The sequence below is a fragment of the Actinophytocola sp. genome (assembly GCF_045807065.1).
Classification (GTDB): domain Bacteria; phylum Actinomycetota; class Actinomycetes; order Mycobacteriales; family Pseudonocardiaceae; genus Actinophytocola.
Map to the genome: position 1 here is coordinate 1 of NZ_JBJMIE010000302.1, position 14,146 is coordinate 14,146.

The 14,146-nt window shown below is 67.3% G+C and carries 11 protein-coding genes; 5 read left to right on the forward strand and 6 right to left on the reverse strand.

What is annotated here, in order from left to right; genetic code table 11:
• The first annotated feature begins 109 nt into the window (after positions 1-109).
• A complete protein-coding gene (locus tag ACJ73U_RS17415; RefSeq protein WP_407778687.1) occupies positions 110-433 on the forward strand; it encodes a DUF6247 family protein in 324 nt (107 codons plus the stop codon).
• Positions 434-463: 30 nt separating this feature from the next.
• A complete protein-coding gene (locus ACJ73U_RS17420; RefSeq protein ID WP_407778688.1) occupies positions 464-691 on the forward strand; it encodes a hypothetical protein in 228 nt (75 codons plus the stop codon).
• A 492-nt stretch (positions 692-1,183) separates the two neighbouring features.
• On the opposite strand, the gene ACJ73U_RS17425 is transcribed toward ACJ73U_RS17420, so the two are convergent.
• From ACJ73U_RS17425 to ACJ73U_RS17435, 3 genes are all read right to left on the reverse strand, one after another.
• Entirely contained in the window at positions 1,184-2,191 is a 1,008-nt protein-coding gene (locus tag ACJ73U_RS17425) for a hypothetical protein (protein WP_407778689.1), read from the reverse strand.
• Positions 2,192-2,276: 85 nt separating this feature from the next.
• The gene (locus ACJ73U_RS17430) at positions 2,277-3,206 is read right to left on the reverse strand and encodes an integrase (RefSeq protein WP_407778690.1); all 930 of its coding nucleotides are present in this window, start codon (positions 3,204-3,206) and stop codon (positions 2,277-2,279) included.
• On the reverse strand, positions 3,203-3,502 hold the full coding sequence (locus ACJ73U_RS17435; protein ID WP_407778691.1) for a helix-turn-helix domain-containing protein: 300 nt from the start codon (positions 3,500-3,502) through the stop codon (positions 3,203-3,205). The genes ACJ73U_RS17430 and ACJ73U_RS17435 overlap by 4 nt, the downstream gene beginning before the upstream one ends.
• 162 nt (positions 3,503-3,664) lie before the next feature.
• Between ACJ73U_RS17435 and ACJ73U_RS17440 the strand changes: the two genes are divergently transcribed.
• Positions 3,665-4,981, forward strand: a complete 1,317-nt coding sequence (locus ACJ73U_RS17440; protein ID WP_407778692.1) for an IS701 family transposase — start codon at positions 3,665-3,667, stop codon at positions 4,979-4,981.
• A gap of 154 nt (positions 4,982-5,135) precedes the next feature.
• Here the strand turns inward: ACJ73U_RS17440 and ACJ73U_RS17445 are convergent, their stop codons facing one another.
• Positions 5,136-7,907, reverse strand: coding sequence for a BTAD domain-containing putative transcriptional regulator (locus ACJ73U_RS17445; protein ID WP_407778693.1), 2,772 nt, complete (start codon positions 7,905-7,907; stop codon positions 5,136-5,138).
• An 831-nt stretch (positions 7,908-8,738) separates the two neighbouring features.
• On the opposite strand from ACJ73U_RS17445, the gene ACJ73U_RS17450 reads away from it, so the two are divergent.
• Together ACJ73U_RS17450 and ACJ73U_RS17455 are read left to right on the forward strand one after the other, a co-directional pair.
• Positions 8,739-9,500 carry a BTAD domain-containing putative transcriptional regulator gene (locus tag ACJ73U_RS17450; protein WP_407778694.1) on the forward strand — a complete coding sequence of 254 codons (762 nt, stop codon included), beginning with the start codon at positions 8,739-8,741 and terminating at the stop codon, positions 9,498-9,500.
• 111 nt (positions 9,501-9,611) lie between these two features.
• Positions 9,612-11,267: a beta-ketoacyl synthase N-terminal-like domain-containing protein gene (locus ACJ73U_RS17455; protein WP_407778695.1), complete on the forward strand. Its 1,656-nt coding sequence runs from the start codon at positions 9,612-9,614 to the stop codon at positions 11,265-11,267.
• Positions 11,268-11,276: 9 nt separating this feature from the next.
• Here the strand turns inward: ACJ73U_RS17455 and ACJ73U_RS17460 are convergent, their stop codons facing one another.
• Both ACJ73U_RS17460 and ACJ73U_RS17465 read right to left on the reverse strand, forming a co-directional pair.
• Positions 11,277-12,680, reverse strand: coding sequence for an alpha/beta hydrolase family protein (locus ACJ73U_RS17460; protein ID WP_407778696.1), 1,404 nt, complete (start codon positions 12,678-12,680; stop codon positions 11,277-11,279).
• Positions 12,681-12,721: 41 nt separating this feature from the next.
• Positions 12,722-14,146, reverse strand: a 1,425-nt coding sequence (locus ACJ73U_RS17465; RefSeq protein WP_407778697.1) for an SDR family NAD(P)-dependent oxidoreductase, incomplete at its 5' end; no start/stop codon positions are given.

Here is a 14,146-nt window from a genome sequence, read left to right on the forward strand (position 1 = left end):
CCATGATCCAGTGGTCTCCCAGGTCCGCTCCGCGTCGGTGGAGAAGGCGGATTGCCGTAGGGTGGGCCTGCGCCCAGGTAGGGGCCCTGTTCGGCGGCATGGTCTCGGTATGGCCTCTCCCGCCGCGGTGCCGGATCCAGACATCCCGTCAGCTGACCCGCAGGCCATCCGTGCGTGCCTGACCCCCACACTCGCCGCCGAGTTCGATCACGAGTGGAACACCGTGCTCGAACGGGTCAAACGATCCCAGGACCTGACCGGTCTGCACGAACTGTTGGCCAAGTGGCGCCACATCGCTCACCTCGAACTCCGCGACCCCGGCGCCACCTACCGGATACTGGCCAAGGCTGAGCAGATCCAACGCACCGGACACAACCCCGACGCCACCCCTGTCAATCTGCAGGCCCTGATCCAGCAGCGACTCGGCCACTAACGGGTGTACCGCATCATTCCCGACACCACGGTGTCAGACCAGATCACCACACTGCCCACCGAGGCACTCCCCCACCTCGCCGAAGTCCTGGCCACCCTCGAACTCACCCCATGGAACGGCAAACCCCACCACGAGGACAACTCCACCGGCGCCGTCCGACACTGGACCTTCGGCCCCCACCACGCCGGCCACCTCATCCGCGACGACCAACACGAAGTCCACCTCCTCCTCATCCAATGGCTCGACACCACCCCCTGAACCACCCACACAGCGCCACAGACACTCGGTCACCGCACGATCACAGACCGTCACACCTGGTGAGGGTCCGGAGCCAGCCGGGCCAGGACAGCCAGCGCGCTGCTGCACAAGCCACCACATAGCCCCATCAGTCGTGCAGGGAGGACGTCGTCCGGCCGGCTGGGCACCCAGGTCCAGGCACGCACGGTGCCTCGGTCACTGAGCGCGACGAGCTCGCCGGTCTCCTCGGCCGTGCGAGGATCGAACTCGTGCACCGGGCAGAGGACGCTGCCCTCGGCGACACGACACGGACCCGTGCCGCCTTCCGTCGCGGAGCCCTCCAAGGAATGCACCGATCTTGGGCCCGACCCCTCCGGTCGAAGGGGAACTCGACCGTATACGGCGCGCTGAGGGGCACATGACCTCCCGCCGGTGCCATCGTGGATCGATGATGGAACAGCGCTCCCGCTACGTCATCATCTGAACAAATCAGGTGATAGTCACCACCGACGGCTAACCGGCGTTGCGCCAACTCGTGGCACGGAAAGAACCGTCGGTCTGGTTGGTGCGGCCGACGACGGTGCCGGTGTTGTTGATGTCCAGTGCGACGCCGTGGGTCCCGCCCAGCGTGGGGAGTTTCGTGATGGTTCCGTAGGCACCCCAACGGACCGCGTAGTACCGGCCGTTGATGTCGGCGGCATAGCCGACGATCAGGCCGGCGTCGCTGACACCGCTGGCCTCGGCCTCCGCCGGACCGAGTGTGGGAAGCACGGCGACCGCGCCGGTGACGTCCCAGCGCACCGCCACGTTCCCACCGCTGCCGAAACAGGACCCGACGATCAGGCCGGAATCGTTGATCTCGTACGCGAAGCAGTCCGCATATCCGGAAGGGGTGGCGAGTTGGCCGACAGCACCCACCGCGTTCCACACCACCGCGTGGCGGGCTCCGTCGGCTCCCCGGGAGTATCCGACGGCGGCCCCCTCGTTGTTGAGGTCGTAGGCAACGCTGTCGTTCGCGCCGCCTGGCAAGGTGGCGAGCCAGGTTGGCCAGGTGGTGGAGTTCTCCCATCGCAGCGGGGACTGCCCGTCGCTGTCCGCGAAACCCACGATGACGCCCGCGTCGTTCACACCCCGGGCCGAGCCGGAAACGCCGCCGGGCAGTGCGGTGAGCACACCGGTGACGTCCCACGACACCGGGAACGCGCGCTCGACCCCACTCGGCTCGGCCTCCCCCACCACGACTCCAGTGCTGTTGATGTCGTGGGCCTCGCTGTTGCGGCCCGGGGTCGCGAGCTCGGTGACCGCCCCGGACGCGTCCCACAGCACCGCGTGCGTCCCGCCGGTCGGCGGTGTGGAGTAGCCGACCGCGACGCCGTCGTCGCGCACGCTGGTGGCCTGGCTGAAGATCTCGCCGGCGACCGGACCGAGGCCGGTTGTCACGATAGCGGCCGCCGCCGGCACCGCCGTCGCCACAGTCGCGACGGCGGCGATCACGGTCACGACAGCTCTACGGTGCCTCATGAACTCACCCCTCTGTACAGCACACTGTGCAAGATGATCACAGGCTGGAGCATCTCGGTCCGACGCGGAACCGCCGTTCAGAGGATCATGGATGCTCAGAGTGTGAAGTGAACCGGGCCACGACGGGACCCCATCGCGGTAAGACTCCAGCGCGTCGAGGCCGTTGGCGGTCAGACAGGCCCCAGCCGTCGCAGTGGGCATTCATCCGGGGTGCTTGTGGCGCGCTGTTGATCACACGCAGGTCGTTGGACTGGAAGACGGTGTCGAACGCCTGGCTGTACTTGCCGTCGCGGTCGCGTAGCAGGAAGCGCAGGGATTCCATGCGTGTGCCGAGGTCGGCGGCGAGGTTTCTGGCCTGCTGGGTTGTCCATGCCTGGGTCGGGTGGGCGGTGCTGTGCAGGTGCCGCGTGCCGTGTTCGAGGAATGCCAACGCATAGAGCCGTTTGCCGAGCACAGTGTCGATGTGGAGGAAGTCCGCAGCGATGATGCCTTCGGCCTGAGCGGTGAGGAACTCCCGCCAGGTCGGACCGGCGCGACGGGGTGCCGGATCAACGCCTGCCGCGTGCAGAATCTGCCACACCGTCGAGGCGGCGATCCGATGGCCCATCTGGGCCAACTCGCCTTGGATGCGGCGGTGTCCCCATCGGGGGTTTTCCTTGGCGAGCCGCAGCACGAGTGCCTTGATCGCGGTTCGTGTTGGCGGGCGTCCGGTGCGTCCATGGGCGGTGTGGTCCCACTTCCGGGCCACGAACATGCGGCGCCAGGCGAGCAGGGTGCCGGGAGTGACGGCGAAGACGGCCCGCCAGCGGTGGCGATCTATCAGCCTGGACAGGGCGGCGAACCAGAACCGGTCCGCGGGCTCGTAACGTACCGGGGCCGCCAGTTGTCGCCGAAGGACCGCGTTCTCGTGTCGCAGCATGAGCAGTTCGGCGTCCTTCGCCGGCTCGGTACGCAGCAGCACCGATGGGACGGCCAGCAGCTTCCGGGTCACCTTGTACAGCAGAGACACGATCACCCAGACATGCTCTCAACCCACTGGTGCCCGTCGCTCCACCAGCGACGATGACTTTTCGAGCGGCACAGGTTGAGCCGACACGGGTTGCCATCTGGCCCGGTCGACGCCAACGCCGCGGTCCCACCCGCACGCCAGCGACGATGCCACTGATACGCAGACTTGGTGCTGACCCGCAGGTCATTCGCCACCGCAACCGGCGGGACACCCTGCTCGAACAATGCTGCAGCACGGAGGCGGACCTGCTCGCGGCGAGCCCGTCCCGCAGCGGTCAAACCGCCACTATCCGGGTACCTCACGATCTCGGTCTAGTACGGCAGCCGCACTTTGGTGATCTTGGCTGGTCAGGGGCGTTGGCGAGGGCCTGTTGATGATGTGGGCAGCCGCCTCGCGATGATCATGGTGTGACGCAAGAAGATCGTGAGGCGGCTGCGGCTGTCATGGTAGAGGGTGCGCGGGCGGTGGCGAATCTGGAGGTGTTGCATGGCCGGTTGCGGTCGTGTTTCGCTCGGAGGAAGCCGTTTGAGCAGGCCGGGAAGTACATGACTGGGTTGATGAGTGATCTGCCGCGGAAGAACGGGTGGACCATCGCCGAGCATGTCGGGGACGACACGCCGGATCGGACGCAGCGGTTGCTGAATCAGGCGGTGTGGGATCAGGATCGTGTCCAGGGTGTGGTGCGGGAGTTCGTGGTCGAGGAGCTCGGTGATCAGTCGTTGCGGGTGGGGGCGTTGGACGAGTCCGGTCAGGAGAAGCAGGGCGAGCAGACTGCTGGGGCGAAGCGGCAGTACATGGGTTGCGCGGGCCGGGTCGCCAATGGGGTGAACACGGTCTACTGCTCGTATGCCACTGCGGGTGGGCACGCGCTGGTCGGTGCCCGCATCTACGTGCCTGAAGAACAACTCGCCGATACCGGACGCCGAGCGGTGTTGGGTATCCCCGCTGAGGTGGGGTTCAAGACCAAGTCGCAGTTGGCGCGCGACATCCTCGCCGACATGATCGCCGATAAGACGGTGCCGCCGTGGATCGCTGGCGACGAGGTCTACGGGAGGGCGGGGAAACTCCGCGCTTTCATAGCCGACAACGGGATCGGGTATGTGATGCGTGTGGGGTACGCCTTCACTATCGAGGTCAGGCCCGGTGAGCGGATGCGTGCCGATGCCGTCGTGGTCGCACATCTGACTGGCCGCAAGCACAAGCGGCGGTGGCAGGTCTGCTCGGTGACCGGGTCGAAAGGCGAACGCGCTTACGCCTGGGCCTGGCTGGCGACCACCAGCCCACGCCACTACCTGCTGATCCGCAAACACCTATCCAGCGGCGAGTTGGCCTACCACTACTGTCACATTCCGGCCGGTCAACCCGACACGCTGATGACCCTGGTCCGGGTGGCCTGCCTGCGGTGGCCCGTGGAAGAAGGCTTCGAGTTCGGCAAAGACCACTTCGGACTCGACCACTCCCAAGTCCGTCTCTACACCGCACTACTGCGGCACATCGTGCTCACCCTGGCCGCGCTCGCGGTCTGCGCCGTCACCACCGCCCAAGCCAAAACCCGTGCGCCAGCACCGATCCTGCCCACCACACCCGACGAACAGCCACCCACCGATCTCGGTCTGATCGCGCTCACCGTCGCCGAGATCAAACGACTCTTCACCCTGGTCACCCGCCGACTCCAACCTGAAACCCACCACCTGCACTGGGTCTGGTGGCGACGACGCCACCAGGCCCGCGCCCGCTGGTACCACCACCGCACCCGACTACGCCGCGACCAGCAAACATAGCCCAACCGGAAAGTGCGGCTGCCGTACTAGACCCAGTACCAGCGAAGATCACGCCGACACGCCGACAGTGATCAACCAGACAGCAGACCCCAGCAATTCAATCTCTGCAACCTCTGAATGGACACTTAGACGGCGCTTTCCGCGCCCGTGACAGTTAATCGTGCGTGTTGTTCGTCGTGTTTCCGTTGCCGTCGTTTCGCGTGACTAGTCGCTCTTGAAGTCGAGGGTGGCGAAATTGATATATGGCGCCGGCCTGCCGGAGAATCCCTCTGCGGTGGGCGTCTTCGAGGAAGCGCATGAGGTGGAGCGGAAGTTGTCTTCGCAGCGCGAGCCAGAGGCGGGTGAGAGTGTATATTCCCCACGCACGGGCGACGCAGCCGGCGAGGCATGTTGCGAGCCCGAACAGGATCGCGACGGTCACCACAGGTGGGCCGTCGGCCGCCGACAAGACCTGCCCGCCGACGGCGAAACCGGCGATTCCATAGGCGACACCGCCGATGCTCTTCAGGAAGAAGTAGCCGAGCAGAGCTGAGGAAACACAGGCAGCGATGGCAGGCATGGGGTCGAAATGGCCGATCAATGCCTCACCGGAAGCGTTGCCAGGAGTATAGGTGAACGCAATACCACATAACAGGCCGAGAGAGACCAAAAAGGACAAAGTGTATGCCCAGGTGGCCATTCGATCGTCGCGGAGTACCACGGCAGGCGTGGAGACGCGTTCGACGTTGACGAGAACGTTCAGCCACACCTGTAATCCGATGGTCACGCCGAGGACAACAGCGAGCACGATGGCGAGCCTGATTGGCAGAATGAATACCAGCCCGAAGGCGACACCGACCGCGACGCCTATCGATAATCGCAGGAGAAACTGGCCGGCGGATTGGTGGAAGTCAAACGCCATGTGAACCGGGTCGGCGGGCCGACCGTATCTGTGGGTGATGAAGCCGGCGCTGGTGTAGGTGGCGCCGTAGATCAGTCCCATGATCGGGCCGGCGGCGACCCAGCCGGTGATCATGAACAGGAGTCCTGGCAGGGCGCTCAGGTAGAGGCTGACCGTGTGGCGCGGTACAGCTTGGTCCAAGCGCCACCAGGCGAGGTCCTGCGTGTTTTGGCGATGTAGTGCCCGTGCCAGGAACGTGAGCCAGCGCTCGGCTTGCGCCGCTGTGTAGGTTCTCGACCGTTTTGACGGGTCGAGCGCCGGCGGTAGCGGACGGGGGGTGTAGGCGCTGGGTATACAGGTGTCGAGAAGATGGTCCTCGATCGTTTCCGGGTCACCGAAACGCGCGGAGTCACACAGGTCCGCGGGGACCGTGTCCGGACTCGTGTACGCGGTTCTGGCGAGATCGACCATCAGCGGGATGCGTAGCGCCTGAGCAAGGGCACTGTTCGGTTGGCTGCGCAGGTGTTCTCCGACTGCCTCCCAGCGCCGGTTGCGGCCAGCCGTCCGGCTGGCGAGGAAGGCTATCGCGGCTTCGGGTTCGACCGGGTCGATCTCGATCACGGCCGCTCGGCTGAGCAGGGCGCCGGTTTGTTTCACGGCGTATTCGTATTCTTCGGCACGGCAGGTCACGACAAGGGGTCGTCCGTGTCCGACGGCGTAGTCGAGAGCGTCGATCGCCGCGGCGTGTAGTGCGGGTGGTGTCTCGTCGAGGCCGTCGAGGACGGGAAGTACTGAGCCGTCGAGCACCAGTCGGGTCGCGGCGTCGCGACCATAGCGATCTTCATTGGCCAGAGCGGGGTGAGCCTCGAGGAGTTGGGTGGCGAGCCATTGGTGTAGGTGCTGCCGGTCGGGGTTCCACGACGCCATGGACAAGAGCAGGGGGACCGGCTCGCCGGGCTGTGGGTCGCTGAGGAGTCCGAGGGTGAACAGGATGGCCAGAACAGATTTTCCCGACGCCGGCGCACCGAGGACGACCAGCTGACGAGCCGGGAGCTCCCGGAACTTGGTCACCACGTCGCTCAGGTCTCCGCTGAACGTGGGCCGTTGGCCGTCGCCGGAGGGATCGCTGAACACGCTCGCGTCCGGCGGCGAGACCTGCCGGCAGGTGTTGGACCAGGTGAGGGATATCGGCTCGGGGTGGTTGAGCGAGCGTAACTCGACCTCGGCCGTCCACTGCCGGGTGATGGCCGCTCTCAAGTGAAGTAATGCTCGGCTCGATCGTGCGGACGAGGTGTCCGCGTCCAGCCCAGGCGCGCTGACGGGCATGGCGGGTGGTGCGGCCGAATGGGGTATTTCGGCGAGGATGCGCGCATGGAGCTCTTGTAGCTCAGATCCCGGATCGACGCCGAGTTCGTCGATGAGCCGGGCTCGTAGGTCGTGGTACACCGTGAGGGCGTCCGCCTGTCTGCCAACCTGGTACAGCGCGGTCATCAGTTGTGCGTGTGGCCGTTCCCTGAAGGGGTACAGCGCGATCAGGTCGGTGAGCTGGTCGATGACCTCCTCATACTCACCGAGCTCCAGTTGCCAGTAAGCGCATCGCTCGACAGCCCTGATCCGCTGCTCGTCCAGTTGAGCGATCAAGCCGGACAGCGCGAGAGCACCCAGCCCTTCGAGTGCGGGACCGCGCCACAGTCGTAGTGCGCGACGAACGGCGGTGACGGCGGCAGCGAGGCTTCCGTCGGACGCCAGCTGGTAGGCCGCCCGCATGTCACGCTGGAAACGCGAGGCGTCGAGTTCCTCTTCACTGAGGACAATGCGATAGCATCGGCCATCGGTGACAATGACATCACGTTCGGCACCCAGTTTGTCACGCAGCGTGGAGATACAATTCTGTACCTGTTTGACGGCCGTTGTCGGCGGATTTTCATCCCAGATCGCCGCAACCAGTCTGGCCACGGGGACCGCTGAGTTGGGGGCGAGGAGCAGCGTGGCCAGCACCCGCTGATGACGGTTGCCGGGAAGCATGATTCTCTTTCCGTCGGTCAAGGCCTCCAACGTGCCGAGTATCCGGAAATCCATGTCCCAACCCCCAGCGACTTCGTGCTGGCGACGATAGTACCGGTCGCGCCGTGGTCAACAAGGTTCCTTTCTGCGCAAAGGACGCGATGATGACGTGGCATACGACGGCAGGGACGATCCGATGACAGACCCGACCAACGTCTCCGCCATACGGGGGGACGGCAGCGGGGACTTACAGGCCAGCCAGCCGAGCATCCGCTGAAGCTTTGGACTGGTCGTTGGGGGACGTGCACCATGCGTGAAATGCATTCACAAAACGGCGTTGTTGGCAATTATCTTACCGGCGGCTTTCCTGGTTGCCCGGTCGTCCGGCCGCGCGCCGTCGAGGTACATGGCCATCGCACCGGGACGCGGCAGAACTTCGCTGGTGCTGACGGCTCACCGCGGACGACCACGGTACCGCGAGGGGTACGGACCGCTGACCTCGCCTGGACAGCCACCGACGCTCGCCTGCGCACGACGAAGGCGAGGCAGTGTTCGTCACCTCAGCCCCGGAGTGGACCTGCGTGTGCGGGCGTTGCCGGCAGGGTTCACCTACGTCCCGGTCGTGCGCACGCGCGTCGCCGCGACCGGCCATGACCTCTCCCGGGTCGGACACAAACCGGACGACAGCGGAACCTACCGGTCATTTCTCGCCGCAAGGGTCGACGGAACCCGGGTCGGCCGAAGTCCCGGCCTGAACGGCGACCCGGCGACGTGGTGGTCCGATACGAGTGCCAGAAAGTAACCGCCGGGGCGCGGTGGCGACACTGACAGACACCGGCGGCACCACCATCCCGCACACATTGGATGGGTGCAATGCGGATAGACATCCTCGGAACACTGTCGCTCATCGACATGAATGGCAGGAAAATCAACATCGGATCAAGAAAGCTGCGCACCTTGGTCGCGTTGCTCGCCTTGTCTCCTCGCACGCCAGTGCCAATAGACGATTTGGTCGACGAGCTCTGGGCAGAAAGGCCGATCAGCAATGCCCGCAATGCGCTACAGGCCAACGTCGCGCGCCTGCGGAAACTGGTGGAAATCGTCAGCGGACGGCCCGGGGATGAGCTGATCAGAACGTCCGGTGCGGGGTACATCCTGGATATTCCACCCGCCGACGTCGATGCGCACGAGTTCGTGGCGCTGGCGGACGATGGTGCGAAAATCCTCGAGGAACGTCCTGAGGAAGCGGCCGACCTACTGAACCGTGCGCTGCGATTATGGCGCGGTCCGGCCCTGGCGGACGTGCTCGACGGCGTGCGCTGCCAATCCGGGGCCGGACACCTCGAAGAACGCAGGCTCGCCGCTCGTGAAGATCTGGTCGCGGCTCGCCTGGCGACCGGCCGGGAACGCGATGTTGTTTGCGAGCTCAGACAGCTTGTCGCCGAGCACCCCGAACGCGAACGGCTCAGCGAGCAACTCATGCTGGCTCTCTACCGCACGGGGCGGCAAACCGAAGCCCTCAACGTCTTCCACTACCTGCGCAACTGGCTCGACGACGAACTCGGCCTCCAACCCAACCGAGCGATATGTTTCCTGTATCAAGCAATCCTGTCACAGGACACCGTGCTGGGCTGAACAAGTAGCGGACGATCCTCGTGACGGCTTTCCCAGCACTCTCCGATATCGAGACAAATCACGCCAGGACAGGGCGCCAGCGTGCCCCGGGACGCCAAGAGGTGGACACAGATGACGGATGTGACCGGACCGCTGCGCCGGGCGATGGAGACGATCCGGACGCTGCGGGCTGAGTTGGCAGCGGCGCGCGGTGCCACCCAGGTGGCCGTCGTTGGCATGTCGCTGCGCGCACCTGGTTGTGTGAACGACCGGGCGTCTTTCTGGGCCACGCTCACGCAGGGCCGCGACCTGACTGGGCCGTTGCCCGCCGAGCGCGCCGCCGCGTTCCCCGGGCAGTGGGACAAGTTGCAAACCCGAGGATGCTACCTGGAGGGAGCGTTCGGGTTCGAGCCGAAGTTCTTCGGGTTGTCGGCGCCAGAGGCGCGAGCCATGGACCCGCAGCACCGGTTGCTGCTGGAGGGCACCTGGCTGGCGTTCGAGGACGCCGGGATCACGCCCGACTCGGTCGGCGCGTCCACCGGGGTCTATGTCGGCATCACCGGTCAGGACTACCGAGACTGGGCGCACGCGCCGTCGGCGTCGTGGACGGTCGGCAACGGCCATTGTTTCGCCGCCGGCCGGATCGCCAATGTGCTGGGATTCGGCGGTCCGGCGTTGGCTGTGGACACGGCGTGCTCATCGTCGCTGACCGCGCTGCACCTGGCCTGTCGCGCGCTGGCCGCGGGTGACTGCGATGTCGCTGTGGTGGGTGGCGTGAACCTGGTGTTGTCGCCCCGGTCGACCCTGGAGATCAGCCGCACGGGCGCACTGTCCGACGATGGTCGCTGCCGACCGTTCGACGCGCGGGCCAACGGATTCGCGCGCGGCGAGGGCTGCGGCGTGTTCGTGCTCAAGCGCGTGACGGACGCGCACCGCGACGCTGACCGGGTGCTGGCCGTGGTGCGGGCGACAGGTCTGAACCAGGACGGCCGCGGAACGGGGTTCACCGCGCCGAACGTGCATGCGCAGTCAAGTCTGGTGGCGTCCGTACTGGCCGACGCGAGCCTGCAGCCCACCGACATCGGGTACGTCGAGGCACACGGCACCGGCACCCCCCTTGGCGACCCTATCGAGATGGAAGCGCTGATCGCGGCGCTTCGAAAGCCGTCGCACCCGGTGTTCGTCAGCTCGGTGAAGGGCCACTTCGGCCACACGGAGGCGGCGGCAGGAGCGTTTGGCATGGCCAAGGCGATCATGTGCCTGCGAGAGCGCGCGATTCCACCGCAGCACGGGTTCACCGCGCTCAACCCCCGCATCGACCTCTCCGGGACGGGTCTCACCGTGCCAACGACGATGACGCCCTTGGCGACGGGCACACACGCGGCGGTGAGCTCGTTCGGGGCGAGCGGGACCAACGCGCACGTGGTGATCGGGCTGGACCAACCCCGCCAGGCGCCCACCGCGTCGCCGACCGGGTTCCTGGTGTCGGCCTTCAACGAACCAGCGCTGCGCGCGCTGGCCGACGCGTACGCCGACGTGGTGTCAGACGTGGACTACGCCGGTTTCTGCTACACCACGACGTTCGGCCGCACCAGGCTGCCTTGTGCGTGGTGGGTGTCGGCCGGAGACAACGCCTCCGCCCGGGATGCGCTCACCGCGGTGGCAAGCGGGCGCCAGCATCCTGCCGTCGGCGAGCCCGGCGCCGCACCGGAGCTGCCGCGGCATGTGGTCGACCTGCCGGGATATCCGTGGCAACGCAAGGACTACGTGCTCAGTCGCGGCGAGTGAGTCTGCGCGTCAGGGCAGCAGCAGCCCCCAGTGCACCGCCCAGACGACGAACACCGCACCGGCCGCCAGCAGCAGACCGTGGCGGAGTCGACCTTCCGCCGCGGCGCTACGGCGCCGCAGCTGTATGGCCGTGGCGACACCGGCGGCGACCGCGACGACGGACAGGACCTGCAGGGCCAGCCAGACGGGCGGCCTGCCCGCGATCAGCGGCGTGCCGGGGTCCACGGTGCTGTTGGTCGTCGGTGTCCCGCTCAAACTGACCAGCAGCCAGCGCAGGTACACCGGGGCACCCAGCGCCGCGACCAGGCCGGCGACGGCCAGCACCCACGCTTGCCACGGCGAGCCCAGCCGGCCCCGCAGCCTTCGCCAGCAGCCGGCGACGGCGAACCAGAGGAAGCCGACGAGCATCACCGCGAGCGCTGCGGCCTGCACCGGGACGGACTCGTACCAGGCGAGCGGCGGCATCTCGACACTTGTCCTGGTCTGCTGTCGCACACCGTCGACGGAGGTCGCCGGCGCCCTGCCGGCCACGGCGTCGGCGGTCCAGGAGGCGACCAGCTCCGGATAACCGGCCGCCAGGCGCTCACCGCGGTCGTAGCCGTCGGTGGTGGTGTGCAGCTTGTGCTCGGCGCCGTCGATGGTCCGCAGGGTGTAGTGCCGGTTGCCGGCGGCGTCGAGGAACGACCGGAACGCGACCGCGCTCTCCACGGGCGCGCTCTGCACGTCTTTGGCGCCCCAGATGGCGAGCACCGGCAGCGTGAGCGAGCGCAGGGCCGGGCCCGGGTCGTAGTATGCCTCCGGGAACATGCCCAAACCGGAGATCAGCCGGTAGAAGGTGCGGGAGTACGCGTTGACGACCGATCCGCGCAGCCCCGCGTACTCGGCCTTGGTCGCTCCCGCCCAGCTCTGCTGCCGCAGTGGGGAGATCCCGCTGGCGCCCACGGTGATGAGAAAGGCGGCCGCCGGGTCCCTGGTCACGGCGAGTGGCGCCACCCAGCCGCCCTCGCTGAAGCCGAGGAAGCCGACACCAGCCGGGTCGATCTCCGGTCGGCCGCGCAGCAGGGCGGCCGCGGCGACGGCGTCGTCGGCCAGCCGCGAGTAGTCCCGCTGGACCAGCGAGTAGCCCACGGTGCGCTTGTCGTAGGCCAGCGTGGCGACGCCCTTCCTGGCGAAGGCCTCCGCCTCGGCCCGGAAGTCCTCGCGCGGGCCTGGCCCGGCACCGTGCACGAGGACGATCGCGGGAAGCCGATGTCCGGCGTTGGCCGGCAGTCGCAGGGTGGCCGGCAGGGTGAGCCCGTCACTCGTGGTGACGCCGAGTTCGACCTCCCTGAGCGCTGATTGTGCCGCCTGGGCGGGCGTCGGCCCCAACAGCATCGTGGCCACGGCCACGAGCCCGATCCGGATGGCGAGCATGTACACCCTCCGCGACGTCGGCTGGCCTGGCGAGGATCGACTCAGTCATGACCGGCCGCGGCCATGTCGGTCAGCGCTGTGATGAGGCGGGTCAGGGTGCCGTGTTTCCACAGCAGGGTTGGGCTGAGCCGCAGGCCGAGGGACACCTCCAGCCGGTTGCGCAGTTCCAGCGACATCAGGGAGTCCAGCCCGAGGGTCTTCAGCGGCGTGGACAGGTCGAGACCGTCGGGGTCGATGCGCAGAACGGCGCCCACGTCCGCGCGGACCACGATGGCGATGTCGTCGGGGCCGACCACGCGGGTGGTCCGGTCGGCGATGTCGGTCATGGACTGCCAGCTGGTCTGAGCAGCCGCGGCCGGGTACATCTCGAGCAGGCGACGGGTGTCCAGCTCGGCATAGCCGACCACGGTCTCCTTGGCGAGGAAGCTGGTGAGCGCGCGCCACAGGTCGTCGACCTGGAGCGGCGCAAGGCCTCGGTCGGCCAAGCGGTCGATGTTGCCGACGGCGAGGCCCACCTCGGCCACCGACCCCCACTGCACGCTCAGCGCGGGCAGCCCCTCGCGGACACGACATTCGGCGAGGGCGTCCAGGAAGGCGTTGGCGGCCGCGTACGCGCCCTGGCCCGGCAGCCCCGCGTACGCGGCGACCGAGGAGAACAGCACGAAACTGTCCAGCGGATCGGTGCGGGTGAGGCGGTCCAGAACCGACGAACCGTCCACTTTGGGGCGCAGGACCCAGGTCAGGCTGTCGGCGGTGATGTTCGGCAGGGTGGCATCGTCGAGGACGCCGGCCGCGTGGAACACACCCGCCAGCGGGGGCATGGTGGCGCGAATGTCGCCGAGCACCTCGGCCATGCGTTGCTCGTCGGCGACGTCGGCCCGCCAGTAGCGCGCGCCGGGCAGGGGGTTCGCCGCGCTACGCCCGACCAACGCCACGTGCTCGGCGCCGTGCGTGCGCAGGTGTTCTGCGAGGGAGCGGCCGAGTGCGCCGGCACCGCCGGTGATCAGGTACGTGGCATCGGCGCGGAAGCGGCCCCGTGGCAGTGGATCCGGGGCAACGGGCTCGCCGTCGCGCGGGTCGGTGAGCACGACCTTGCCGATGTGCTCACCGTTGGCGAACATCCGCAGGGCGTCCGCCGCGCGGGCGAACGGCACTTCGGTGACCGGCAGCACGTGGGCAGCTGGCCAGGCTTCGGCCAACAGGCCTGCGAAGCGGCCTGGCGAGCGGCGCATCAGGCCCACGATGTCCACGGCGGTGAACGAGACCGCCTTGCGGAAGGAGCCGAGGTCGATCGGCATGTCGGCGTAGATGTCCCGCTTGCCCAACTCGACGAACCGGCCGTCGTCGGCCAGCACGTCCAGGCCGAGTGGGATCGCCACACCGGTCAGCGAGTTCAGCACGACGTCCACCCCGCGCCCGCCGGTGGCCGCCCGGACCACGACGGCCCACTCGGTCGTGCGTGAGTC

Excerpts from the sequence above, each read along its gene's own strand:
- ACJ73U_RS17455 (WP_407778695.1), top strand. The coding sequence starts at position 9,612 with ATGACGGATGTGACCGGACCGCTGCGCCGGGCGATGGAGACGATCCGG.
- ACJ73U_RS17425 (WP_407778689.1), bottom strand. The coding sequence starts at position 2,191 with ATGAGGCACCGTAGAGCTGTCGTGACCGTGATCGCCGCCGTCGCGACT.
- ACJ73U_RS17415 (WP_407778687.1), top strand. The coding sequence starts at position 110 with ATGGCCTCTCCCGCCGCGGTGCCGGATCCAGACATCCCGTCAGCTGAC.
- ACJ73U_RS17450 (WP_407778694.1), top strand. The coding sequence starts at position 8,739 with ATGCGGATAGACATCCTCGGAACACTGTCGCTCATCGACATGAATGGC.
- ACJ73U_RS17460 (WP_407778696.1), bottom strand. The coding sequence starts at position 12,680 with ATGCTCGCCATCCGGATCGGGCTCGTGGCCGTGGCCACGATGCTGTTG.